The sequence below is a fragment of the Aquabacterium sp. T101 genome, assembly GCF_057219775.1.
Genome location: NZ_JBXVVZ010000004.1, coordinates 1 through 24,447, shown reverse-complemented (window position 1 = coordinate 24,447; position 24,447 = coordinate 1). Strand labels below are relative to the sequence as shown.

Here is a 24,447-nt window from a genome sequence, read left to right as displayed (position 1 = left end):
CAATCGGCCCCGACCCCGGTGCGCTAACGCCCTCGCGGGCCGCCACAGTGGCGCGCGACGAAGGCCAGCGCCTGCGGCCACTGGGCGTCGAAGGCCGTCCCGTCGTGGCCGCCGCCGACGATGCGCAGCGCCATGGCGTCGGGCTGCAGGGTCCGCAGACGCTCGGCCAGCCGCGAGGCCTCGAGCGCAATGCCCAGGGGGTCCCGGTCCCCGCTGCCGATCCAGATCGCCACCCGCGCGCCGCCCGCGGCGTAGCGCGGCAGCAAGGCAGGCCATGAGGCGGCCTGCCACGCGTCGTCGTCGAAGCGGCCTGCGCGCAGGAACTGCGCGCTGCGCCGCGCTGCCGACTCCGCCGGCGGCAGCGGCACATAGGCCGCCGGGCTCACCAGGGCCGCGGCACAGAACCGCGCGGGCCCGCGCAGCGTCAGGTGCAGCGCGCCGAAGCCTCCCATCGACACGCCGGCGATGGCTCGTCGCGGCGGCCCGGCCGCAAGTCCCAGGCGCGCCTCGACCTGCGGCATCAGCTCGTCCAGGAAGGCCGTCGCCGCGGCGTCCTCGGCGCCGTCGATCCACCATGTGTTCGGGCCGAGGCCCGGCATCACGAGCACGGTGCCCGGCGGCAGCGTGCCGTCGGACAGCGCGCGCTCGAACACGGGCGCCAGCCGTCCGCCGGGCGCGAAGTCGAGGTCGCTGCCGCCCGCACCATGCAGCACGTAGATCACCAGCGGCACGACCGCGGACCCGGGCCGTGGCGGCGAGGCCCGGTACAGCGTCACGCCGACGTGCCGACCCAGCGTGGACGACGCCAGCGTCTCGCGCCACAGCGGCGCCGCGGCGGCTTCGGGCAGCGGCGCCTGCGCACACGCCCGGCCCGCAACGGGCGCGACCACCGCCGCGACCAGCGCCGCGGCCAGCGCCGCCCGCAGGCTGCGCACGGCCCCGTCCACAGCGGCGCTCACGCCGCCCCGGGACGCGGCGCCGCGCAATGGGCGGCGATGAACTGTTCGTGCGTGGGCATCGCGTCGACGCAGCGCTCGATGACCGAGCCGACATTGCCGACGAAGGCCTTCACCTCGTCGAGCGGGCGCAGGTCGGCCAGCGGGTGGTAGCCGCGCGGCCGCACGCCCTGGCCGTACATCACCTGCAGCCAGGAGGGCTCGGCGAAGAGCTCGTTGTTGTCGCGGAACACGCGGCCGTTGGCGCGGAACAGCGCGATCCGCCGCGACAGCGACTCGGGCACCTCCATGCGCTGCATGTCGCGCCAGAAGGCGCTGTCGGTGCGGCGCGTCAGGTGGTAGTGGGCGATGATCAGGTCGCGGATGCGCTCCCAGGCAAAAGCGGTCTGGGCGTTGTATTCGTCGATGTCCTCGTCGTCGAGCCCGGCGTGCGGGAACATCGCCACGAGGCGGGCGATCGAGGCCTGGATCAGATGGATGCTGGTGGACTCCAGCGGCTCGAGGAACCCGCTGGCCAGGCCTACCGCCACGCAGTTGCGGTTCCAGAACCGGCGCCGCCGTCCGGTGACGAAGCGCACCGTGCGCGGCTCGGCGAGGCGCTCACCGTCCAGGCCCGCCAGCAGCGTCGCGGTGGCCTCGTCCTCGCTCAGGTAGCGCGAGCAGAACACATGGCCGTTGCCGATGCGGTGCTGCAGCGGAATGCGCCACTGCCAGCCGGCGTCGCGCGCCGTCGAGCGCGTCACCGGCAACAGCGGCCGCACCGACGCGCAGGGCACCGCGATCGCGCGGTCGCAGGGCAGCCAGTGGCTCCAGTCCTCGTAGCCGGTCTTCAGGGTCTGCTCGATCAGCAGGCCGCGCAGTCCCGAGCAGTCGATGAACAGGTCGCCGGCCACCCGCTGCCCGCGCTCCAGCACCACGGCGGCGATGCCGTCGTCGACCGGCCGCTGCTGCACCTCGACGATGCGGCCCTCGATGCGCTCCACGCCCCGGGCCTCGGCATAGCGGCGCAGGAAGCGCGCGTACAGGCTTGCGTCGAAGTGGAACGCGTAGGAGATCTCGCCCAACGGCGAATCGGGCATGTCGGCGCGCGCCCGCATGAAGCGCGCCGCGCGCGGCGCCGCGGTGTTGATCGAGCAGGCATCGAGCGGCATGGCCAGTCCCAGCCGCGCCAGGCGCAGCCAGTAGTGGTGGAACGAGATGCCGTCGAGATCGACGCCGATGCGGCCGAAGCCGTGGATGTAGCGTTCGCCCAGCGCCCCCCAGTCCGCGAACTCGATGCCGAGCTTGAACGTGCCCTGCGTGGCGCGCAGGAACTCGTCCTCGTCGATCTCGAGCGTGCTGTTGAAGTTGCGGATGTTGGGGATGGTGGCTTCGCCGACGCCGACGATGCCGATCTCGTCGGACTCCACGAGGCGGATGCGGTAGCTGCGGCCCAGCAGCTTGGCCAGCACCGCCGCGCTCATCCAGCCGGCCGTGCCGCCTCCGACGATGACGATGTCGCGCAGGGGTGGCAGGGCGGTGCTGTTGCTCATGACAGGAGGCCAGGGGGCCGGGCAGCGGTGGGGCGCGATGCTGCCACGGCCGCCGCGGGCCGGCAACGCGCCGCCTCCGTGCGGCGCACGCCGGCGCCGCCGATCCTTCATCATCGGGGCTGCGCCGACGACCCCTGCCCCGCCCATGACCGCCCTGCCACCGCTGCCCGCCACGCCCGTGGGCCACTACCGCCACTACAAGGGCGGCCACTACGAAGTGATCGGCGTGGCGCGCCACAGCGAGACGCACGAGCCGCTGGTGGTGTACCGGCCGCTGGCCGGCGACGGCAGCTGGTGGGTGCGGCCGCATGCGATGTTCTTCGAGGCGGTGGACGTGGACGGCGTGCGCCAGCCGCGCTTCGCGCCGCAGCAGGTGCGCCCCGCGGCCGGGCCGGTGGCCGCGGCCGCGCTCGACCTGGCGCTGCGCTGGCAGCAGGCCTGGAACCGGCACGACATGGGCGCGCTGCCCGCGCTGGTGACGGCCGACGTCGACTGGGTCACCGTCGGCGGCAAGCGGCTCGTCGGCCGCGAGCAGGTGGTGCAGGTGCACGAGCTGCTGCACGCCGGCGCGCTGGCCGGCACCGCGTGGGCCAACGGCGACTGCGACGCGAAGCCGGTGGGCCCCGGCGCGGCCGTGGTGCACCTGGGCTTCGCGGTGCACGGCGAACGCGACGCCGACGGCACGCCGCGCCCGCCACGCCACGGCCACTTCACCTGGCTGCTGGTGGACGACGGCGGCACCTGGCGCATCCGCGCCGCGCAGGGCACCAACGTCGCGGCCGCGCCGCCCGCGGTGCGATGAGCGGCGCGGGCAACGGTCCGTCGGGCACCTTGAGCAACCGCACCATGAATGGCACCACGCACGGCGCATCGGGCAACGCCGCGGTGCCGCAGCTGATCGGCCTGGACTGGGGCACCACCAGCCTGCGCGCCTTCCTGATGGGGGCCGACGGCGCGGTGCTACAGACCCGCCATGCCGCCGACGGAGTGCAGGCGCTGGCCGGCGGCGGCGCCGCCGCGTTCGACGCCGCGCTGTCGCGCATCGTCGACGGCTGGCCCGTGCTGCCGCGCGTGGCCTGCGGCATGGTCGGCAGCGCGCAGGGCTGGCAGGAGGTGCCCTATGCCGCCACGCCGGCCGACGCGGCGGCGCTGGTGGCCGGCGCCACCACGGTGGCCACCGCCGGCGGCGTGCCGCTGCTGGTGGCCCCCGGCGTGCGGCACTGGCCGCAAGGCGCCGCGCCCGACGTGATGCGCGGCGAGGAAACCCAGGTGATGGGTGCGCTGCGGCGCGAGCCGCATCCGCACGCGCTGTTCGTGCTGCCGGGCACGCACTCGAAGTGGGTCGTGGTCGAGCAGGGCCGCATCGTGTCGCTGCGCACCGCGATGACCGGCGAAGTGTTCGCGCTGCTGCGCACGCACTCGATCCTCGGCCGGCTGATGGCGCCCGACGCCGGCGACGCCGACGACACGGCCGGCTTCGACCGCGGCGTGCAGGCGGCGCGCTCGGCCGACGCGGCCGGCGACCTGCTCCACACGCTGTTCTCCACCCGCACGCTGGCGCTGATGGGCGAGCTGCCGCCGGCCCAGGGGGCGGGCTACCTGTCGGGCCTGCTGGTGGGCAGCGAGCTGCAGGCGATGCTGGCGCGCGCACCGGCGGCCGTGCCGCTGCTGCTGGTGGGCGACGACGCGCTGTGCCGCCGCTACGCCCGCGCGCTGCAGCAGGCCGGCCGGCCCGCGGCCGCCGTGCTCGGCAACACCGCGCCCGACGGGCTGGCCGCGCTCGCCCGCGCCGCCGGCCTGCTGGCCTGAGGGCGCATCGACGGCATGCCCCGGCACGCGACCGCACCCGACCACCGCCGATCCCGCGACACGACGCGCCTCCTTCGCATCCTTTGCTCAGCGACACCGCCATGACGCCATCGACCTCCGCCACGCCACCGGCCATCGCCCGCTTCGACGCCGCCTTCGCCGCGCTGCCGCTGGTGGCGATCCTGCGCGGCCTGCGCCCCGAGCGCGCCGTGGCCACCGCCGCCGCGCTCTACGACGCGGGCTTTCGCGTGATCGAGGTGCCGCTCAATTCGCCCGAGCCCTTCGCCAGCATCGCCGCCATCCGCGCCGCGCTGCCCGCCGACGCGGTGATCGGCGCGGGCACCGTGCTCGAAGCGGCGTCGGTCGCGGCGCTGGCCCGGGCCGGCGGCGAGCTGGTGGTGATGCCGCATGCCGACACGGCGGTGATCCGCGCCGCGGTGTCGGCCGGGCTGGCCTGCGTGCCGGGCATCGCCACGCCCACCGAGGCCTTCGCCGCGCTGGCCGCGGGCGCCTGCGCGCTGAAGCTGTTCCCGGCCGAGATGCTGACCCCGCCCGTGCTGCAGGCGCTGCGCGCCGTGCTGCCGGCGGGCACGCGGCTGCTGCCGGTGGGCGGCATCACGCCCGCGTCGATGGCACCCTATGCGAAGGCCGGCGCCGCCGGCTTCGGGCTCGGCTCGGCGCTGTTCACGCCGGCGCTGTCGGTCGACGAGGTGCGCGAGCGCGCGCTGGCGTTTGCCGCCGCCTGGGCGTCGCTGCCGCGCTGAAAGGCGGCGGCTACTTCTTCTTCGGGGTGTCGGCGGCCTTGGCGGCCGCGTCGTCCTTCTTCTGGTCGCCCAGCACGCCCTTGAGCGGGCAGACGGAGAACGCGGGGCACTTCTTGCACCCCACGGCGATGGCGATCGGGCAGACGGTCATGGTGCGGCGCTTTCGTCGGGGCCGCGGGATGCGGCCGGTGCGGCGCAGCTTAGGCCGCGCCAGCCCCTGCGTCGAGAGGGTCAGTACGTGGCAGGCCGCTGGCTCGCGGCGTCCACCTGGCGCATGCGCTGGCAGTCGCGGTGGCCGGCCACGGCCGGGTCCTCGCAAACGCGCTTGAGGCAGCGGTGCAGCGCCAGCAGCATCCGGCCCTCGCACTGGTCGCGCGGGCGCAGCACGCCCTTCGACGCTGCTGCGGGCGTCGGAGACGTTGCGGGCGTCGGGGTCGTGGCGGCCGCAGGCAGTTCGGTGGACACCGGCGAGGCCACGGACACCGGTGCCGGCGTGGCGCGCGCCATGTCCTCGCGGCGGCCGGGGGGCGCGCTGCGACGCGGTTGCGACGGTGGCGCGGCCGACGCGGCCGGCTCCGATGCGCGGGCGGCCAGGGCGCCCCCCACGGCGCCCCCCGCGGCGGCAACGCCGGCGGCACCCGTGGCGGACACGGCCGCGGAGGCCGGCGCGTCGGTGGCCGGTCGCGTGGCGACATTGGGCTCGGAGACCGGCGCGGGCGTTGCGTCGGCGACGACGGCCGCCCCGGCGGATGCGGCGCTCGCCGGCGCGATCGCGGCGGGCGCGGCGCTCGCCTGGGGCGGCGCCGGCTCGGTGCGCCACATCGCGAAGGCGACGCCGGCCGCGGCCAGCGCCACCCCGGCCAGCAGCAGGGCCGGCGAGCGGCGGCGCGGCTGAGGCGCCGCGCGATACGACGCCTCGGTCACGGGCGGCGACGTGGCGGCGAACAGCGGCATGTCGCCCGCCGCGTGCGCCACGGGGGCGTCCTGCGCCGGCAGGTTCACCACCGTGGGCGCCTCGGCGGCCGGGGACAGCGCCACCGTGCGCTCCCAGTCCTGCGCCACGGGCGCCGGCCGCGGCACCTCGGGCGGCGCGGCATGGCCGTCGAGCACCTCGCGCAGCGCGGCCACGCTCTGCGGCCGGTGCTCGGGGCGCGGCGCCATCATCCAGTCGACGATCTGCAGGAAGGTGTCGGACACGCTGCGCCGCGCGGTGCCGGCCAGGCGGTGGTGGTCGGTGCCGAGCGCGCGCGCGGTGGCCGGTTGCGGCGGCACGCCGGTGATCACGAAGGCCAGCGTGGCGCCCAGCGCGTACAGGTCGGTCCACGCGCCCTGGCGCAGGCCCGGCGCCTCGGCGTACTGCTCCACCGGCGCATAGCTCGGCTTGAGGATCGCGGTCAGCGACTGGCTGTTGTCGGCGATCACGCGGCGCGCGGCGCCGAAGTCCAGCAGCACCGGCTTGCCGTCGTCGCCCACGAGGATGTTGTCCGGCGCGATGTCGCGGTGGAACACGCCCTCGGCATGCAGCACCTCCAGCGCGCCGAGCAGCGGCGCGAGCAGGCGGCGCAGCCAGGCCTCGCTGGGCGACTCGCCCATCGCCAGGCGCAGCGCCTTGAGCGTGCGGCCGCGGTACAGCGGCATCGCCATGTACGCGGTGCCGTTGGCTTCCCAGAAGCGGTGCACCTTGACCAGCGACGGATGGTCGAAGCGCGCCAGCAGCCGCGCCTCGTTGACGAAGGAGCGCAGGCCGAGCGCGAAGGTCTCGGCATGGCCCTGCGACAGCACGCTCACGTGCAGCGTGTCGCTGCGCTGCGCCAGCGCGCCGGGCATGTACTCCTTGACCGCCACGTCGCGCTCGAGCGCATGGTCGAACGCGTGATAGACGATGCCGAAGCCGCCCACGCCGAGCACCGAGCGGATCTCGAGTTCGCCCAGGCGCTGGCCCACCGGCAGGGCGCGGTGGGCGTCGACGACGGGCGGCGGGGGGGCGGGCGCGGACACGATCCGGGCAGCTTACGGCGCGCCCCGCGCGTACCTCTGGTCACGCCGTGTGAAGCTGCACCCGAGCGTGACCTCTTTCTCGCCCCGCCAGGGCACCACCCAGCAACCGCCGCGGATCCGGCTATGCCGGTCCGCTGGCGGTGCCCCCCTCGGGGGGGTGCGCCGAAGGCGCTCCGGGGGGGAGCCCTTCCAGCCATGTCAGCACGCGCGCGCGCATCGCGGGCGTCTCGGTGTGGCCGACGTCTTCCACATGCTGCTGCCACGCCGACGCGGCGCCGAGCGCGGCATAGGCGGCGCGCTGCGAGCGGTCGAGCGCGTCGAGCCCGGCCGGCGGCGTCAGCGGGTCGGCGCGGCCGGCCAGCGACAGGTGCGGGCGCGGCGCGATCAGCGCGCTGATCTCGCCGAGCGTGAACTGCGCCAGCAGGCCCGGCACGAAGAAGTACTCGCCGTGGCCGTCGTAGCCGCCACTGGCCAGCAGCGCGTCGTACTCGGCGGCGCAGCACAGCTCGGCGCAGCCGGCGATGCGCTCGTCCAGCGCGGCGGCCCACAGCGCCAGCGTGCTGCCCATCGACAGCCCGAGGGTGACCACCGGCAGCGCCGCGAAGCCGGGCTGCGCGCGCAGCCAGTCCAGTGCGGCCAGCGTGTCGCGCAGGCGCAGCCCCCACAGCGTGCGGCCCTGCCACAGCGCCTGCTTGACCAGCGCGCGCTCGCCCGGGCCCTGGCGCGCGCCGAAGCCGCGCTGGTCGATCGCCAGCGCGGCCCAGCCGCACGCGGCGAGCACCGGGCCGTAGGGCGGCGCCTGCAGCGCCGGGCGGCCCGTCACCAGCTCGTCGGCGCCGAGGTCGAAGCGGCGGCCGTGCGCATGGCCGTACAGCACCAGGCCGCGCAGCGGCGTGCCCGCGGGCGGGCGCATCAGCACGGCCGGCACCGGCTCGCCGGCGTCGAGTTCGAGCTGCCATCGTTCGGCGCCGTCGGCGTCGGCGTTCAGCAGGCGGCCCGAGACGGCTGCGGCATCGACCGGCGCCGTGCCGAGCAGGCGCCACAGGGCCGCGCGGCGCGCCGCCGTGGCCTGCGCATCGCCGAGCCAGCCCCAGGGCGCGCCGCCGGCGGCCGGGATCATCGGCGCGGCCTCAGGCCTTGAGCGTGACCGCGCCGGACGCGTTCAGCGCCACCTTGCGCCGCTCGCCCTCGGGCAGCACGACGCGGATCTGGCGGTAGGGCAGCGTCCAGCCGCCCTGGCTGTGCAGCGTGAGCTGCAGCGAGGCGGCATGCGCCTGCGTGCTGAAGCGGTGCAGCACGTGGTGCGCCGCGTCGCCCGCGGCCTGCGCGCCGTCGTCCTCGTACAGCAGCGCGGCGTCGTCGCCCTCGCGCGCGGGGAACCACAGCAGCGCGCGCGACGGCTCCTCGGTGCGGGCGCGGTCGCTCGGGCTGTCGGTCACCGGCACCAGCGCGCCGGCACGCACGAACAGCGGCAGGCGGTGCAGCGGCGCGGGCACCTCCACCCACTGGCCGCCGGCGTGGTGCGCGCCGGTCCACCAGTCGTGCCAGCCGTGCGGCGTGCGCGGCAGGTACAGGCGCCGCGTGCGCGCATGCGGCTCGAACACCGGCGCGACGAGCAGGTCGGGGCCGACCATCATCTCGTCGTTGTCGGCCCAGGTGGCGGGGTCGTCGCCGAAGTCGAGGAAGGTCGGGCGCAGCACCGGCACGTGCTCGGTGCTGGCGCGCCACAGCTGCGTGTACAGGTAGGGCAGCAGCTTCAGGCGCAGGCCCACCGCGGCGCGGATCGGCGCGGTGGCCTCGGCGTGCAGCCACGGCGAGTTGACGCTGCCGTCGGCCTTCCAGCTGTTCATGATCATGCGCGGCACCAGGCAGCAGGCCTGGGTCCAGCGGATCAGCATCTCGGGGTCGGGCACCGGGCCGTCGAAACCGCCGATGTCATGGCCGGTGTTGAACATGCCCGACAGGCTCATCGTCATCGCCATGCGCTGGTTCCAGCGCATCGTGTGCCAGCTCGTCGAGTTGTCGCCGGTCCAGGTCTGGGCGTAGCGCTGCAGGCCGGGCGGGCCGGCGCGGGTGACGGTGTAGACGCGCTCGGCCGGCTTGTGCGCGGCCTGCTCGTCGAAGGTGGCGCGCGTCATCAGCAGCGCCTGCAGCGGGCGCGAGCGCGGCACCGGCAGCGGCTGGCCGAAGCCGTGCGCGCGCGCGCCCTCGCCCCAGATCACGTACTCGTTGTTGTCGTTCCAGCCGACGTCGATGCCCATGTCGAGGATCTGCTCGCGCAGGTGGCGCCGCCACCACGCGGCGTCGTCCGGGCGCGTGAAGTCCAGGTGCGCGCCCCAGCCGTCCCAGAACTGCTCCAGGCAGGGGCCGGCGTCGTCGCGCACGAAGGCGCCGCCCTCGGCCAGCGCGGCATAGGCCGGGTGGTCGTCGAGCAGGCAGGGCTTGAGGTTGGCCACCGTGCGCACGCCCGCGGCGGCGAAGGCGTCGATCAGCGCGCGTGGCTCGGGGAACTTGTCGCGGTTCCAGGTGAACACGTAGCGCTGCTTGCCGCGGCTGGTGTAGCCCGAGCCGAAGTGGAAGCTCGACAGCGGGAAGTGGTCGGCCTCGGCCAGGCCGAGGAAGCCGCGGATGCGCTCCTGCGCCTTCGGGTCGTCGGCCAGGCCCATCGCGGTGTTGGCGAAGCCCAGCGTCCAGCGCGGCGGCAGCGCGGTGCCGCCGATGGCCGCCACGAAGCGCGCCAGCGCGGCCTTGAGGTCGGGGCCGGCGAACACATAGCAATCCAGGTCGCCGTCGGCCACCTCGGTGGCGCGGTAGCGGCCGTGGTAGTTGTCGTGCTCGGCGCCGAGGTCGAACGCGCACTCGGCCAGCGTGTCGTAGTAGACGCCGCAGGCGGTGCCGGTGTCGGCGCGGTGGTTCAGCAGGAAGGGCCAGTGCTTGTAGAGCGGGTCGCCGGTCTTGGCGTCGTAGCCCAGGGCGTCGAGCTGGCGCGTGCGCAGGCGCCGGCCGTGCAGGTCGAGCGGGCCGGTCTTGTCGCCCAGGCCGAAGTAGCGGTCGGCGGCGTCGCGCCGCTGCCAGTGGAACAGCGTGCCGCTGCGCGGCGACACCGCATAGGCGTAGCTGTCGCGGTCGCCGCAGCACCAGTGCCAGACGCCCTGCGCGTCGGCCTGCTCCCACACCACGTGGAAGGGGTCGAGCGCGACGCGCGCGCGCAGGCCGGTGCCCGACAGCAGCAGCGTGCCCTGCGCGGCGTCGTGCTCGATGCGCGCGTCGGCGCGCGGCGGGTACACCGCGTCGCGCGCCACGCCCTGGTGCGGGAACGCGCCCGACGGGTCCAGCGCCCAGGTGCGCGGCTCGCGCCAGCCGTCCGGTGGCACCAGGCCGAAGCGGCCGATGCCGTCGCCGACGATCGCCACGCGGGCGCGCCAGCCCAGCGCGAGTCCGAGTTCGATGCGGCCGTCCTGCGCGGACAGCAGCCGCGCCTTGCGAAGGGGAGTCATGCGGTCAGGGAGTCACCGGAGTCGTCGGCGCGGAAGACGCGGACCGCCTCGGGCGGCGCGTGCGCGGTGAGAGTGTCGCCCACGCGCACCGACACCTGGCCGGCGCACTGCACCGTCAGGCGGCCGGCGTCGCCGGGCAGGGTGCCGTAGATCAGCGACAGGCCGCCGAGCTGTTCCACCTGCGACACGGTGATCGGCAGCGGCAGCGTGTCGGCGCCGGCCTCCAGCCGCAGGTGTTCCGGGCGCACGCCCAGCACGACGGCAGTGCCGGCGGCCACCACGCCGGGGCCGGCCAGCCCCGGCACCGCGACCGAGCCGCCGAAGGCCGGCCACAGGCGCCGGTCGGCGCCCACGTCGGCCTGGATGAAGTTCATCTGCGGCGAGCCGATGAAGCCGGCCACGAAGCGGTTGGCGGGCTTGTTGTACAGCGCCAGCGGCGAGCCCACCTGCTCGATGCGCCCGGCGCGCAGCACGACGATCTTGTCGGCCATGGTCATGGCCTCGACCTGGTCGTGGGTGACGTAGATCATCGTGGCGCCCAGGCGCCGGTGCAGCGCCGAGATCTCGCCGCGCATCGACACGCGCAGCTCGGCGTCCAGGTTGGACAGCGGCTCGTCGAACAGGAAGATGCGCGGCTCGCGCACGATGGCGCGGCCGATCGCCACGCGCTGGCGCTGGCCGCCCGACAGCTGCGTGGGCTTGCGCTGCAGCAGGCCGTCCAGGCGCAGCAGCACGGCGGCGTCCATCACGCGGCGCTGCACCTCGCCCTTGGGCATGCCCAGGTTCTCCAGGCCGAAGGCCATGTTCTGGTGCACCGTCATGTGCGGGTACAGCGCATAGCTCTGGAACACCATCGCCAGCTCGCGGTCGGCCGCGCGCAGGTGGTTCACGCGCTGGCCGTCGATCAGGATGTCGCCCGCGGTGGCCTCCTCCAGGCCGCAGATCAGGCGCAGCAGCGTGCTCTTGCCGCAGCCCGAGGGGCCGACGAAGACGGTGAACTCGCCATGCGCGACCTGCAGGTCCACGCCGTGGATCACGCGCGTGCCCTCGAAGTCCTTCACCAGCTGCTTCAGTTCCAGCGACGCCATCACTTGACTCCCGCCGAGGCAATGCCCTGGGCGATGTATTTCTGGAGGAATGCGAACACGAGCGTCACCGGCAGCAGCGTGATGACGGTCATCGCCAGCAGGTAGTGCCACTGCGTGACGAGGTCGCCCTGGAACGCGTTGAGCGCGAGCTGCAGCGTGAAGTACTCGGACTTGCTCAGCACGATCAGCGGCCAGAGGAAGTCGTTCCAGCGCCACATGACCGAGAAGATCGCCAGCACCGCCAGCGCCGGCGCCGACAGCGGCAACACGATGCGCCAGTAGATGCGCCACTCGCCGGCGTGGTCCATGCGCGCGGCGTCGAGCAGCTCGTCGGGGATGGTCAGCATGTACTGCCGCAGCAGGAACACGCCGGTGGGCGTGGCCACCGCGGGCCAGATCACGCCCCACAGGCTGTTGAGCAGGCCGAGCTCGGAGATGACGAGGAAGTTGGGCACCAGCACGATGGCCGGCGGCACCATCAGCGTGGCGATGATCAGCAGGAACACGCCCGAGCGGCCCTTGAAGCGGTACTTCGACAGGGCGAACGCGGCCATCGAGTTGAACAGCAGCGTCAGGAAGGTGGCCACCACGGTGATGAACACCGAGTTCCACAGGTAGCGGCCGAAGGCGAACTTGCCGCCCAGGTCGGTGTAGTTCTCGGTGGCGAGCTTGAACTCGCGCACCGGCTCGCGGTCGGCCACGTTGACGCGGATCAGCTCGTCGGGCCTGGCCGGGTCCACGTGCGTGGCCATCAGGCCGATGCGGCGCAGCTCGGGCAGCTCGCGCACGCTGCCGTCGGGCAGCTTGACGCGGTACACCGGCTTGAGGCCGTCCTCGCCGGGCACGGCGATGCTCTTCTGGCCGTAGGGCAGCAGGCTGGGCGGGAACTCCGACAGCGCCGACTCGGTCTTGAAGCTCGACAGCACGAGCCACAGCACCGGGCCGAACATCAGGAACAGGCCGACCGTGAGGTAGGCGTAGCTGAGCCAGTCGGTCCAGTGCAGCTGGCGCCGGCCGCGGGTGCGGGTGAGGAAGGCGACGGCGTTCATCTTGCGGTCGTTCCTCGCGTTGTGTGCTTTGCGGTCGTGACGCCTTGCGCTTCGCGCTTCGTGACGGAGGGGCCTCGCGCTGCGCGCTTCGGGGTTGCTGCGTGGAGGGTGCCGCGCGTCGGCGTGGCGCCCGGCGCGGCGGCGCGCGACGTCGGCGGTCGGCGCTGCGCGCCGACGGCCCTGCGGTGCTCGCACGCCCGGCCCGTGGCCGAACTCGCTTCGCTCACTGCGTTCGCTGCGCTCTGACAGCCGCCACGAGTCAGATCACAAGGCGCGCTGGCGCGCGCGGCCGGGCGCGCTGCGCTCCTCGGCGCCGCCCACGCGCACCGCCGCGCCGGGCACCACGCCGAGGGCCACCGCAGTGGTATGGCGGGCGTTGGCGGAATGTGGCCGTGCGTTTGCGCGCGTGCCACCCCAGCGGGAGCGCCGCGCCCCCCGGCCCCCCGCCTGCCGCGGGCGCCAGCCCGCGCAGGCACGAACGTCATGAGGCTCACCGCTTGCGCTCCCCCGCCGACCCGGCATTGGTGGCGCGCAGCTGCAGCAGCGTCAGCGCGATCAGGGCGAGGGCCAGCAGCAGCGAGCCGGCGGCCGCCAGGCCGTACAGGCGCACCTGTTCCTGGAAGCCGGTCTGGTAGATGAACTGCACCACGAAGGTGGTGGCCGAGCCCGGCCCGCCGCCGGTGAGCACGAACACCTCGTCGAAGGTCTGCACCGCGCGGATCGCGGCCAGCACCATCACCACCAGCAGGTTGGGCAGCAGCAGCGGCAGCGTGATGCGCACCAGCGTGCGCCAGGGCGAGGCGCGGTCCATCTGCGCGGCTTCGTACAGGTCGGCCGGGATCGCCTGCAGGCCCGCCAGCAGGATCAGCGTGTAGAAGCCCATGTGGGCCCAGATGCTGACGAACACCACCCAAGAGAAGGCCCAGCCGGCCTCGGCCAGCCACAGCGTGGGCTCGCGGCCGGCGGCCACCATCAGCGCGTTGAGCACGCCGTCGCGCTGCAGGATCCACTTCCACACCAGCGCCACCACCACCGGGCTCAGCAGCACCGGGTAGAAGTACACGCCGCGCCAGAAGCCGCGCCCGATGATCTTGCGGTTGAGCACCAGCGCGGTGATCAGGCTGAACAGCACCATCAGGCTGACCTGCAGCACCGAGAACGCGGCCGTGTTCCACACCGCGCGCCAGAACAGGTCGCGCTTGCAGGTGGAGGGGTCGAAGTGGTTGCCGCAGTCCAGCAGCGTGGCGAGGTTCTCGAAGCCGACGAAGGGCCGGTCCTTCGGGTACAGCTCCACCCCGCCGGTGAAGGCGTAGTAGAAGTTGATCGCGATCGGCAGGAACGTGAAGACGCCGAAGATCAACAGGTTGGGCGCCAGGAAGAACCACGGCGTGCTCTGCCGCACTTGCATGCCGTGGTGTCCTTTGCGCGCGGGTGGCGCCGCGCGACCCGCAGGCCGCGCGGCAGGAGGCTTACTTGCTGGCGGCCTTGACCTGCTCGTCGATGTCCGACGCCAGGCGCTTGAGCGCGTCGTCGGCGCTCATCTCGCCGGCCACGGCCTGACCCAGGCGCTGCGCGGTGGGCAGGAACACGGCGCGGTTGAAGCGGTAGCCCTGCAGCGCGTAGTTCGGGCCGGCGATCTTGGGCACGTCGGCCACGAACGCGTTGAGCGCGGCCTTCGCCATCGGCGACACGTTGTAGGTGACGCCGGCCCGGGCCACCGACAGGCTGGCCGGGATGTTCTCGGTCTTGGCCATCAGCTCGCGGTAGTTGGCGTCCTCGGCCAGGAAGTCGAGGAACTTGGCCACCAGCGCCGGCTGCTTGGTGCGCTTGAGGCCGACGAAGGCCGCGCCGCCGGGCATGGCGGTGCAGGCGGCCGGGCCGCAGGGCGCCGGAGCCACGGCCCACTCGAAGGCCTTGGTCACCTGCGTGTCCATGCGCTTCAGCTGCCACGAGCCGGAGTAGTACACGACCACGCGGCCGTTGGCGAACTCCTCGAACGCGTCGCGGTACTGCGAGCCGCCGACGCCGCCCCACACCTCCTTGGGCATCAGGCCGGCCTTGTGCCAGTCGACGAACTTCTTGGCCGCAGCCTGGTAGCCGGCGTCGACCACGGGCGCGCCGTTGGCGTCGAAGATCCTGGCACCGTAGGCCACGGCCAGCGGCGCGAAGCGGTGGCCGGATCGGTCCATCGCCATCGCGAACGGCACCTTGGTGGCCTTGGCCACCTTGTCGGCGGCGGCCATCCAGTCGTCCCAGGTGGCCTTGTCGCCGGGCATCGGCACCTTGGCCTGGTCGAACAGCGTCTTGTTGACGAAGGCGCCGGTGACGGTGAGCTGCGACATCAGACCGTAGATGCCCTTGTCCTGCGGGCCGGCACGGAACCAGGGCAGGGTGGAGGCGAAGTTGTCGCTCCAGAACTTCTGGCGCGCCGCGCTCAGGTGCGGCGTCAGGTCGAGGTAGTACTTGTTCAGGCCGCCCAGGTCGGTGACGCGGGCGATGTCCGGGCCCTCGCCGGCGGCCAGCTGCACCGGCAGCTGCTCGACCACGGCCTTGTAGGGCACCTTGTCGATGACGATCTTGGCGCCGGCGTTGGCGGCCTCGAAGCGCTTGGCGATCTCGCCGGTGACTTCGCACTCGTTGCCGTCGGAATAGCACTGCACGCGCAGTTCCTGCGCGAGGGCGGGGGCGGCGGACAGGGCCAACGCGGCCAGTGCGAGGGCCACGGGCGTGCGGGACGACTTACTGCGGGTCATGAAGGGTCTCCTTGAAGGGTCGCCGGGATGTTCACACACCGCGGCGCACGGTTCATCAAGGAAAACCATCGGCCACCCGCGGGGTGGCCGTGCGTTTCAGGCCGTCACAGGGCCGTCATCGCGTCGTGTCAGGCCGTCACGCTGAGCAGGGCGCCCGGGCGGGTGGGCTCGACGTCGGACGTCGCGGCCTCGTCGCCGCGCACGCGGGCGGCGAGGTTGCGCAGGAAGGTGGCCAGCTGCTCGCGCACCGAGCCTTCGTTGTCGGCGGCGGTGCTGCGGCCCAGGGCCTGCTGCAGCGAGCCGAACGCGCCGACCAGGTCGTTGGCGGCGCGCGCCCACGGCGACGCGGAGGACACGCCCGGCACGAGCCGGATCTCGAGCACCAGCGTGGCCGGGGCCGTCGCGGCGGCGGGGGCCGGCGCCGTGACCGGGGCCACGTCGGTGGCCGTGGAGGCCGTGGTGGCGGTGGCCGGCTTGGGCGCCGCCGTGGACGTGGCGCCGGCCGCGCTGGCGGGCGCCGCGGTCGTCGCCGGTGCGGCCGCCTGCGGCTTGGCGGGTGCCGTGCCGAGGGCGGCCTGGGCCACCATCGAGGCCAGCTTGTCCAGACGCTGGGCCGGGTCGTCGCCCCAGCCCGCGCCCTCGCGGCGGCCGAAGTGGTGCCCATGGTGATGGCCGCGCCCGCGGTGGTCGTCGTCGCCGCCGCGCAGGGCCTGCATCAGCGCGCGGGCGAAGGCGGTCAGCGCCTGCTCCAGCGCGTCGCCGCCGGCCGCGGCCGGGGCCTTGTCCGCCTCGGCGGTGGCGTCGGTGGTGGCCGCTTCGGTCTTCACGGCGTCGGCGCTGCCGGCGGGGGCCGCGGCCTTCGTGGGGGCCGCCTCGGCCGCGCCGGTGGTGGGTGCGGCGAGCACTTCGCGCAGCGCCTGCACCAGGGCCTTGAGCAGCGGCGAGCGGCGCGGGCCCTCGCTGCGCTCGGCGTCGTCGCGGCGCGACTCGGCCTTGGCGTCGTGGTCGCAGCACTCGGCGCGCCGTGCGGCGGCCTTGGCCTGCAGGGCCTCGGTGGGGCGGGACAGGCTCGCCGCGGCAGGCGAGGAGGAGGTCAGGGGCGTCATGGCGTTCTCTCCCGAAAGGGTTGGAGGTTGCGCCGTCGACCCGTGTGCCCGTTTCGGGGGCGATGAAGCACGGGCCTCGACGCTTGCCCCGGTTTCGGTCGCGCCCTCGACGGGTCTGAGGGGATTTGTGGCACCGCATGTAACTGCGGGGCCATCGGCCGCCAGTTCCGTGCTTATGCGGCCTTTTGCGCCGTCAATCGTCGAGAAAGCCGCCGCGGTAGAAGCACCACGCGGTGCCGTCGTGCAGGTAGAAGTGGCCGTCGGCGCAGAAGTCCTTGCCGGGGAAGAACTCGCGATACGCGCGCGGCACCAGCCGCGCGAGCTGCTCGTCGGTCAGCAGCTCGAACTGCTCCGGCGTGATCGGGCGGCCCACCCTCAGCTTCGGCCTGTCGTCGTCCATGTCCGAAAGTATCGCGCCGGAAGGAACTTAGATCTCAGGCCGCGCCGGGCCGTCCCAAGCGGCCTGAGCTCCCCTCGGGGGACGCGAGCGAAGCGAGCTGGGGGCTGTCATGTCAGGCCGCGCCGGGCCGTCCCAAGCGGCCTGAGCTCCCCTCGGGGGACGCGAGCGCAGCGAGCTGGGGGCTGTCAAGCCGGCAAGTCCAGGCCGCGCAGGGCGAGTGCGATCTCGTCGGCGCGCCACACCGCGATGCGCTCGGCGGTGGCGAGCTGGCGCGCCGCGTCGCCGAGTTCGCCCAGGCCGATGTAGAGCGCGTCGTTGATGCGGTCGCCGTCGCCGGCCTCGCGCGCGGCCTGCAGCGCGCGCAGCGGCTCCAGGCCGATGTGCGCCGACTTCCAGCGCCGCGCCGCGACGAACTGGCGCCGGTTGGCGCGCTCGAGCACGAAGTCCACCCCGGCCGGCGGCTTGCCGGCGGCGAGCTCGAAGCCGTCGCGGCGGAAGGCCTGCAGCAGCAGCGCCTCGAACGCCGGCCAAGGCATCGCCGCCACGGCGCGCTGCGTCGCTTCGATGCGCTCGGCGCTGGGCAGGCCGCGCCGCTTCCAGGCCGCCAGCGCGGAGATCACGAAGAAGGGCGCGCCGGACACCGCGCCGGCCACCTGAAGGTCGGGCGGCAGCAGCGCGGCGGCCAGCAGCACGAGCACCACGCCGATGGCGGCGCTGGCCCACCACGGCGAGCGCAGCAGCACCGCGAACAGCGAGTTCTTCGCCATCTTCAACTTCATCGCGCGTCACCCTTCGCGGCCACGGCGTCCAGCGCCGCGGCCATGTCGTCCCAGGCCGTGGCCGGCACGGCCTCGCCCCACACTTCCAGCGTCACCGGCGTGCCGGCATGCGCGCGCGCCGCGGCCGCGCCGCGCATGTAGCCCAGGCCGACGCAGCGCGCCGCGCGCAGGCTGTAGCCGGCCGAGCTGAGCTCGCCCACGGCCGCGCCGTCGAGCGCGATCGGCTCGCCGCCCCACAGCCAGGCGTCGCTGCCGTCCAGTGGCGCGTCGGGCACGAAGGCCAGCAGCTTCTTGGCCGGCGCCTGGCCCTGCGCCGCCGCCAGCGCGTCGCGGCCAATGAAGCCGCCGGGCTTGTCCATGCGCACGGCGAAGTCCAGGCCGGCCATCCACGGGGTCTCGTCGGGGCCGAGCTCGTGGCCCCAGGCGCGCCGTCCGGCCTCGATGCGCAGCGCGTCGAGCGCGTAGTAGCCGGCGTCGGCCAGACCCAGGTCCGCGCCGGCCTCGTGCAGCGTCAGGTAGACGTGCCGCGCCATTTCCACCGGCACGTACAGCTCGAAGCCCGGCCCGCCGACATAGCTCATGCGCGCGGCGCGCACGCGCGCCAGGCCGAGGTCGATCTCCTTCGTGTGCGCGAACTTCAGGCCGGTGGGCGACAGGTCGTCCGGGCTCACGCGCGCGAGCAGCTCGCGCGAGCGCGGGCCCATCACCGACAGCACCGAATACAGCGCGCTCACGTCGGTGAGCGCCACCGCCGCGTCGCCGGCCTGGCGGCCGATCCAGTCGGCGTCGCGCTGCGGCTGCGCCGAGCCGGTGACGAGCAGGAAGCGGTCGGCGGCCTGGCGCATCACGGTGAGGTCGCTCTCGAAGCCGCCGCGCCGGTTGAGCAGGCCGGTGTAGACCATGCGGCCGGGCGCCACGTCGACGTCGTTGGCGCACAGCCGCTGCAGCAGCGCCAGCGCGTCCGGCCCCTGCAGCAGCAGCTTGCCGAAGGAAGTCTGGTCGTACAGCGCCACCGCCTCGCGCGTGGCGCGCATCTCGGCGCGCATCCAGGGCAGCCAGTCCGGCGTGCCCAGGCCGTGCTGCGCCGGTGCCGCGCCCGCGGGGCGGAAGACGTTCGCCCGCTCCCAGCCGTTCTTGCTGCCGAACTCGGCGCCGCGCGCGGCCAGCAGGTCGTACAGCGGCGACGTGCGCAGCGGCCGCGCGGTGACGAGTTCCTGGCGCGGCCAGCGCATCGCGTAGTGCAGGCCGAGCGTCTCGCCGGTGCGCTGGGCCAGCGCCTTGCGGTTGGCGGTGAAGGGGCCGAAGCGGCGCAGGTCCACGTCCCACAGGTCGCACGGCGCCTCGCCGTCGACGATCCATTGCGCCACCAGCTGCCCGGCGCCGCCGCTGTTGGCAATGCCGGCGGAGTTGAAGCCGGCGCAGACGAAGTAGCCCGCCAGCCCCGGCGCCTCGCCGATCATGAAGTTGCCGTCGGGCGTGAAGCTCTCCGGCCCGTTGAGCAGCATCTTGATCGGCGCGGTCTCCAGGCACGGCGTGCGATGGATCGCGTTGGTCATCAGGATCTCGAACTGGTCCCAGTCCTCGGGCAGCAGCTGGAACTGGAAGTCGGCCGGGATCGGGTCCACCGCCCAGGGCTTGGCCTGCGGCTCGAAGCCGCCCATCACCAGGCCGCCGACCTCCTCCTTGTAGTAGATGAATCCGTCGGGGTCGCGCATCACCGGCAGCATCGGATGCACGCCCTCGATGCGGTCGGTGACGATGTAGAAGTGCTCGGCCGAGTACAGCGGTACGTTCACGCCCGCGAGCGCGCCGAACTGGCGCGCCCACTGCCCGCCGCAGTTGACCAGCGTGTCGCAGCGCACCTCGCCCTGCGCGGTGATCACGCCGGTGACGCGGCCGCGCTCGCTGCGCACGCCGGTCACCTGCACGCCCTCGACGATGCGCACGCCCTTCAGGCGCGCGCCCTTGGCCAGCGACATGCACAGGTCGGCCGGGTTGGCCTTGCCGTCGCCGGGGATCCACAGCGCGCCCTGCAGGTCGTCGGTGCGCATCACCGGGTACAAGTCGCCGGCCTCCTTCGGGCCGATCACGTGCACCTCGACGCCGAAGCTGCGCGCCAGCGCGGCCTGGCGCCGCAGCACCTTCATGCGCTCGGGCGTGCGCGCCACGTTGACGCTGCCGCACTGCTTCCAGCCGGTGGCCAGGCCGGTCTCGGCCTCGAGCCGCGAGTACAGCTCGATGCCGTAGCGGCTCATGCGCGTCATGTTGCGGTTGGGCCGCATCTGGCCCACCAGGCCGGCGGCATGCCAGGTGGTGCCGCTGGTGAGCTTGCCCTGTTCGAGCAGCAGCACGTCGGTGACGCCGAGCTGCGCCAGGTGGTAGGCCACGGAGCAGCCGGCGATGCCGCCGCCGACGATCACGACGCGGGCTTGATCGGGGAGTGTCATCCCCGAGAGGCTAACGCAGGCTGCGCGGGCGCGTCAGCGGGAGGTCCCTGCCATGCGCGCCGCCAGGTCCCAGGCGGCACGCAGGCCGTCCACGCGCGCCACGCCGCGCCCGGCGATGTCGTAAGCGCTGCCGCTGGCGGGCGTGGCCACCGGCACCGGCAGCCCGCCGTGCAGCGTGACGCCGCGCTCGAAGCCCATCAGCTTCATCGCGATCTGGCCCTGGTCGTGGTACATCGAGACCACCGCGTCGAAGTCGCCGCGGCGCGCGGCGATGAACACCGTGTCGGGCGAGAACGGGCCGCGCGCGTCCAGGCCGTCGCGGCGCAGCCCCTGCACCGCGGGCTCGATGATGTCGATCTCCTCGCGGCCGATCGAGCCGCCGTCGCCGGCATGCGGGTTCAGGCCCGACACCGCGATGCGCGGCGCGGCCACGCCGGCGCGGCGCAGCGCGGCGTCGATGATGCGCACCGCGTCGCCGATCGCGCCCGGGTGGATCAGCGCCGCCACGTCCTTCAGCGGCACGTGCGACGTGACGCGCGACGTCCACAGCGCGCCGGTGATGTTGAACTCGCAGACGAAGTCGCGCACGCCCAGCCGCTCCTGCAGCCAGCGCAGCTCGTCCTCCTGCTGCAGCCCGCCCAGGCGCAGCGCATGCTTGTTGAAGGGCGCGAACACGATCGCATCGGCCGCGCCCTGCTGCACCGCCTGGCAGGCGAGTTCCAGCGACTGCATCGCGCAGCGGCCCGAGGCCTCGGTGGCCTGCCCCAGCGGCGGCGCCACCCCGCCCAGCGTGTCGTAGCGCCACCAGCCGATCTGCCCCGCGGCCAGCGGCGCGTCGGGCCGATCCAGCGCCACCAGCGGCAGCTCCACGCCGGCCTGGCGCTGGCCGGCGGCGAGCACGGCGCGGTCGGCGATCAGCAGCACCGCGGCCTGCGCGCGCGCCGCGGGGTCGGCCAGCAGGCGGGCGGCCATCTCGGGGCCCACGCCGCCGGCGTCGCCCATCAGCAGGGCCACGCGCACGGGGCGGGACAGGCTCACTGGCCGTCCACCTTGATGTTGGCGTCGCGCACGAGCTTGCCGTAGCGCTCGAACTCGGCCTTGTTCATCTCGGCGAACTGCTCCGGCGTCATCAGCTGGATGTCGCCGCCCAGGCCCTTGATGCGCGCCTGCACGTCGGGCAGCTTCAGCGCCGCCGTCAGCTCGGCGGCCAGGCGCTCGACCACCGGCCGCGGCGTGCCGGCGGTGACGTACATCGCGTACCAGGTCTGGATGTCGGCGCCGGCCACGCCCAGTTCGGCCAGCGTGGGCACGTCGGGCAGCTCGGCGCTGCGCCGCGGCGTGGTGATCGCCAGCGGGCGGAACTTGCCGCCCTTGATCTGGCCCATCGCCGAGCTGGTGGTGTCGAACATCATCTCGACCTGGCCGCCGATGATGTCGATGTGCGCCTGCGAGCTGCCCTTGTAGGGCACGTGGATCGCCTTGGTGCGGGTGGACAGGTTGAACGCCTCGCCCACGATGTGCTGCGTGCTGCCGATGCCCGAGCTGGCGTACTTGATCGCGCCCGGCTTGGCCTGCATGTCGGCCAGCAGGTCCTTCAGGCTCTGGTAGGGCGACGTGGCGCTGACCACCAGCACGTTGGGCACCACCGCCACCAGGCCGAGCGGCTGCAGGTCCTTGAGCGGGTCGAACTTCAGCTTGATCAGGTGCGGCGCCACCGCCTGGCCGGTGTTGGTGGCCAGCAGCAGCGTGTAGCCGTCGGGCGTGGCCTTGGCCGCGATCTCCGCGGCGATGGTGTTGCTGGCGCCCGGGCGGTTCTCGACCACGATGCTCTGCTTGAGCGCCGGCCCCATCTTCTCGGCCAGCAGCCGCGCCAGGATGTCGGTGCCGCCGCCGGCGGAGGCGCCGACCATGATGCGAAGCGGCTTGTCGGGCCAGGCCTGGGCGCTGGCGGGGGCGGGCAGTGCCAGCGCGAGCGGCGCCAGGGCGAGCAGCGACGCCAGTCGGCGCCGCAGGGGCAGGGGGCGTGTCATCGGGCGGTCTCCTGGTCGGTGTGTGCGCGTCCGTCGGATGCGGCGGCTGGTGCGAGCGTAGGCAGCCCCGTCATGCATTGCCAATCGAATTTGCTCAACAGGCGATATACATTCGTGCATGGCCTCCCGGCTCACCGACCCCCAGGCGCTGCTGCGCCTGCGCACGCGCCAGCTGCTGCTGGTGGCGCAGCTCGGGCGCGAGCGGCACCTCGGCCGCGCGGCGGCGGCGCTCGGCGTCAGCCAGCCGGCGGCGACCAAGCTGCTGCAGCAGCTGGAGGCGGCACTCGAGGCGCGCCTGTTCACGCGCGGCCCGCGCGGCATGGAGCCCACCGACGGCGGGCAGGCGCTGATCCGCTTCGCCGCACAGATGCTCACCGACTTCGGTGCGGTGCGCGAGACGATGCGATCGCTCGACGCCGGCCTGCAGGGGCGCCTGCGCCTGGGCAGCGTGCCCGGCGCGATGCCCGACCTGGTGGCGCCGGCGCTGGCCGACTACCGGCGCACGCATCCGCGGGTGGCAGTGCACCTGGACGTGGCCACCAGCGACCAGATGCTGGAGCGGCTGGCGCTGGGCGAGGTGGACCTCGTGCTCGGCCGCCTCACCGACCGCAGCGACGCCGACGCGTTCGACGCCGTGCCGCTGCTGGCCGAGCCGCAGGTGGTGGTGGTGCGCGCCGGCCATCCGCTGGCGCGGCGCGGCGCCCGGGTCGACCTGGCGGCGCTGGCGGGCCTGTCGTGGGTGCTGCAGCCGCCCGGCTCGCCGCAGCGCACGCGCTTCGAGGACGCGCTGCGCGAGGCCGGCCTGCGCACGCGGCTGGACATCCTGGAGACGGCGTCCACCGTGGCCACCACGGCGCTGCTGGAGCAGTCCGACATGGCCACCGTGATGCCGGCGTCGCTGGCGCGGCACTATGGCCGCCTGGGCGCGCTCGCCGCGCTGCGCTATGCGCTGCCGATGCGGGTGCCGGCGCTGCACCTGATCCGCCGCCGCGCGCGGCTGCTGTCGCCGGCGGCCGAGGCCTTCGCGCAGGTGGTGCAGGCGCGCGCCGCGCGCGGCGCTAGCCGAAGCGCAGCGCGATGACGCCGGCCACGATGACCACGGTGCCGATGGCGCGCTGCAGGCCGAACTTCTCCTTCAGCACCAGGGTGCCGATCACGGTGGCGAACAGCACCGAGGTCTCGCGCAGCGCGGCCACGCTGGCCACCGGCGCGCGCGTCATCGCCCACAGCGCGATGGCGTAGGAGCCGATCGACGCGGCGCCGCCCAGCGCGGCCAGCGGCCAGCGCTGCCGCGCGTAGTCGAGGATGGCGCGGCGCCCCTGCGGGCCGCGCCGCCACCACACGAGCAGCGGATACGGCAGCCCGTCGAGCACGAACAGCCACAGCACGTAGCGCAGCGTCTGTCCGCCGCCGCCGGCTTCCGTGCGCACGCCCAGCCCGTCGACGAAGGTGTAGACGGCGATGATGGCGGCGTTGGCGAACGCGTAGCCGAGTGCCTTGCCGTGATGCAGCGCCTGCCCCGGGTGCGCCAGGCCCACCAGCGCGACGCCGGCGGTGATGCCCACGATGCCGACCCAGGCCGACGGGCTGGGCACCTCGCCCACCACGGCCGCCGAGCCCAGCGCCACCAGCAGCGGCGCGAAGCCGCGCATGATCGGATAGGTGAGCCCCAGCTCGCCATGCTGGTAGGCCCCGGCCAGCGCGATGTAGTAGCCGATGTGGATCACCAGCGACGCGGCGATGAAGGGCCACGCCGCCGGCGACGGCAGGCCGACCCACAGCGCGAACGGCAGCGCCACCAGCGCGCCCATCGAATGCACCAGCGCCGTGTCCAGCGGCTTGTCGCCGGACGACTTGACCAGCGCGTTCCACGACGCGTGCAGCAGCGCGCCCAGCAGGACGGCGGCGACGATGGGCCAGGTGAGGGTCATTGCGCTGTGGGGTGCAGCAGAGCTTCAGTGCGGTTGCCGCTGCGGATCGGGAGTGCGGGCGTTCCTTTGCCGCTGCGGCAGGGGGGCGCGGGCACCTGCGTTCTCCGGCCCACGCTCGCGGGCGACCTCCGAGGACTGCAATCGGTGCCTCTTCAACACCGGCGTTCTCCTGCAAGCGCCTTGGCGACCGCGAATGGGGCCTGCGCCCGCAGGCACCCGCGCCCCCCTGCAACCCACGTCATCTGCATGCGGCCGGCAGGCCACTGCTGGGGCTTGGACCGGGGGTCGGGGTGCCGCGGGCGCAGGCC

General features: G+C 74.0%; 21 protein-coding genes. 4 read left to right on the top strand and 17 right to left on the bottom strand.

Going from position 1 to position 24,447, the window contains the following annotated elements:
- Nucleotides 1-23 precede the first annotated feature (23 nt).
- Together AC2EAQ_RS11820 and AC2EAQ_RS11815 are read right to left on the bottom strand one after the other, a co-directional pair.
- Nucleotides 24-959 carry an alpha/beta hydrolase gene (locus tag AC2EAQ_RS11820; RefSeq protein ID WP_484643947.1) on the bottom strand — a complete coding sequence of 312 codons (936 nt, stop codon included), beginning with the start codon at nt 957-959 and terminating at the stop codon, nt 24-26.
- Entirely contained in the window at nt 956-2,488 is a 1,533-nt protein-coding gene (locus AC2EAQ_RS11815; RefSeq protein WP_484643945.1) for a tryptophan halogenase family protein, read from the bottom strand. The genes AC2EAQ_RS11820 and AC2EAQ_RS11815 overlap by 4 nt, the downstream gene beginning before the upstream one ends.
- Before the next feature lie 145 nt (nt 2,489-2,633).
- On the opposite strand from AC2EAQ_RS11815, the gene AC2EAQ_RS11810 reads away from it, so the two are divergent.
- From AC2EAQ_RS11810 to AC2EAQ_RS11800, 3 genes are all read left to right on the top strand, one after another.
- Nucleotides 2,634-3,290, top strand: coding sequence for an SgcJ/EcaC family oxidoreductase (locus AC2EAQ_RS11810; protein ID WP_484643943.1), 657 nt, complete (start codon nt 2,634-2,636; stop codon nt 3,288-3,290).
- Between the two features lie 44 nt (nt 3,291-3,334).
- Complete coding sequence (locus tag AC2EAQ_RS11805) at nt 3,335-4,297, top strand: 2-dehydro-3-deoxygalactonokinase (RefSeq protein WP_484643940.1); 963 nt, start codon at nt 3,335-3,337, stop codon at nt 4,295-4,297.
- 101 nt (nt 4,298-4,398) lie between these two features.
- Nucleotides 4,399-5,061 carry a 2-dehydro-3-deoxy-6-phosphogalactonate aldolase gene (locus AC2EAQ_RS11800; RefSeq protein ID WP_484643937.1) on the top strand — a complete coding sequence of 221 codons (663 nt, stop codon included), beginning with the start codon at nt 4,399-4,401 and terminating at the stop codon, nt 5,059-5,061.
- 10 nt (nt 5,062-5,071) lie between these two features.
- On the opposite strand, the gene AC2EAQ_RS11795 is transcribed toward AC2EAQ_RS11800, so the two are convergent.
- The 14 genes from AC2EAQ_RS11795 to AC2EAQ_RS11730 all read right to left on the bottom strand — a co-directional run bounded on the left by AC2EAQ_RS11795 (nt 5,072) and on the right by AC2EAQ_RS11730 (nt 22,208).
- Nucleotides 5,072-5,212, bottom strand: coding sequence for a hypothetical protein (locus AC2EAQ_RS11795; RefSeq protein WP_484643935.1), 141 nt, complete (start codon nt 5,210-5,212; stop codon nt 5,072-5,074).
- 80 nt (nt 5,213-5,292) lie between these two features.
- Nucleotides 5,293-7,059 (bottom strand): serine/threonine protein kinase, encoded by a 1,767-nt coding sequence (locus AC2EAQ_RS11790; RefSeq protein ID WP_484643931.1) that lies wholly within the window; start codon nt 7,057-7,059, stop codon nt 5,293-5,295.
- 121 nt (nt 7,060-7,180) lie between these two features.
- The gene (locus tag AC2EAQ_RS11785; protein ID WP_484643928.1) at nt 7,181-8,179 is read right to left on the bottom strand and encodes an alpha/beta hydrolase; all 999 of its coding nucleotides are present in this window, start codon (nt 8,177-8,179) and stop codon (nt 7,181-7,183) included.
- Between the two features lie 10 nt (nt 8,180-8,189).
- Complete coding sequence (locus AC2EAQ_RS11780; RefSeq protein WP_484643926.1) at nt 8,190-10,556, bottom strand: glycoside hydrolase family 31 protein; 2,367 nt, start codon at nt 10,554-10,556, stop codon at nt 8,190-8,192.
- Nucleotides 10,553-11,644 carry an ABC transporter ATP-binding protein gene (locus tag AC2EAQ_RS11775; protein ID WP_484643924.1) on the bottom strand — a complete coding sequence of 364 codons (1,092 nt, stop codon included), beginning with the start codon at nt 11,642-11,644 and terminating at the stop codon, nt 10,553-10,555. Before AC2EAQ_RS11775 ends, AC2EAQ_RS11780 begins: the two co-directional genes overlap by 4 nt.
- Complete coding sequence (locus AC2EAQ_RS11770) at nt 11,644-12,693, bottom strand: carbohydrate ABC transporter permease (RefSeq protein WP_484643922.1); 1,050 nt, start codon at nt 12,691-12,693, stop codon at nt 11,644-11,646. The genes AC2EAQ_RS11775 and AC2EAQ_RS11770 overlap by 1 nt, the downstream gene beginning before the upstream one ends.
- 490 nt (nt 12,694-13,183) lie before the next feature.
- Nucleotides 13,184-14,101 carry a carbohydrate ABC transporter permease gene (locus AC2EAQ_RS11765; protein ID WP_484643919.1) on the bottom strand — a complete coding sequence of 306 codons (918 nt, stop codon included), beginning with the start codon at nt 14,099-14,101 and terminating at the stop codon, nt 13,184-13,186.
- Between the two features lie 61 nt (nt 14,102-14,162).
- A complete protein-coding gene (locus tag AC2EAQ_RS11760) occupies nt 14,163-15,446 on the bottom strand; it encodes an ABC transporter substrate-binding protein (RefSeq protein WP_484643916.1) in 1,284 nt (427 codons plus the stop codon).
- Nucleotides 15,447-15,574: 128 nt separating this feature from the next.
- Nucleotides 15,575-16,552 carry a hypothetical protein gene (locus AC2EAQ_RS11755; RefSeq protein ID WP_484643913.1) on the bottom strand — a complete coding sequence of 326 codons (978 nt, stop codon included), beginning with the start codon at nt 16,550-16,552 and terminating at the stop codon, nt 15,575-15,577.
- 193 nt (nt 16,553-16,745) lie between these two features.
- Entirely contained in the window at nt 16,746-16,952 is a 207-nt protein-coding gene (locus AC2EAQ_RS11750) for a hypothetical protein (protein ID WP_484643911.1), read from the bottom strand.
- 185 nt (nt 16,953-17,137) lie between these two features.
- Nucleotides 17,138-17,731: a restriction endonuclease gene (locus AC2EAQ_RS11745; protein ID WP_484643907.1), complete on the bottom strand. Its 594-nt coding sequence runs from the start codon at nt 17,729-17,731 to the stop codon at nt 17,138-17,140.
- Complete coding sequence (locus AC2EAQ_RS11740; protein ID WP_484643906.1) at nt 17,728-20,178, bottom strand: GcvT family protein; 2,451 nt, start codon at nt 20,176-20,178, stop codon at nt 17,728-17,730. The genes AC2EAQ_RS11745 and AC2EAQ_RS11740 overlap by 4 nt, the downstream gene beginning before the upstream one ends.
- Before the next feature lie 33 nt (nt 20,179-20,211).
- Nucleotides 20,212-21,180, bottom strand: a complete 969-nt coding sequence (locus AC2EAQ_RS11735; RefSeq protein WP_484644842.1) for a 4-hydroxythreonine-4-phosphate dehydrogenase PdxA — start codon at nt 21,178-21,180, stop codon at nt 20,212-20,214.
- A 32-nt stretch (nt 21,181-21,212) separates the two neighbouring features.
- Complete coding sequence (locus AC2EAQ_RS11730) at nt 21,213-22,208, bottom strand: Bug family tripartite tricarboxylate transporter substrate binding protein (protein WP_484643904.1); 996 nt, start codon at nt 22,206-22,208, stop codon at nt 21,213-21,215.
- Nucleotides 22,209-22,326: 118 nt separating this feature from the next.
- On the opposite strand from AC2EAQ_RS11730, the gene AC2EAQ_RS11725 reads away from it, so the two are divergent.
- The gene (locus tag AC2EAQ_RS11725) at nt 22,327-23,289 is read left to right on the top strand and encodes a LysR family transcriptional regulator (RefSeq protein WP_484643902.1); all 963 of its coding nucleotides are present in this window, start codon (nt 22,327-22,329) and stop codon (nt 23,287-23,289) included.
- Here the strand turns inward: AC2EAQ_RS11725 and AC2EAQ_RS11720 are convergent.
- Nucleotides 23,267-24,139, bottom strand: a complete 873-nt coding sequence (locus tag AC2EAQ_RS11720) for an EamA family transporter (protein ID WP_484643901.1) — start codon at nt 24,137-24,139, stop codon at nt 23,267-23,269. The genes AC2EAQ_RS11725 and AC2EAQ_RS11720 overlap by 23 nt on opposite strands.
- Nucleotides 24,140-24,447: the final 308 nt, after the last annotated feature.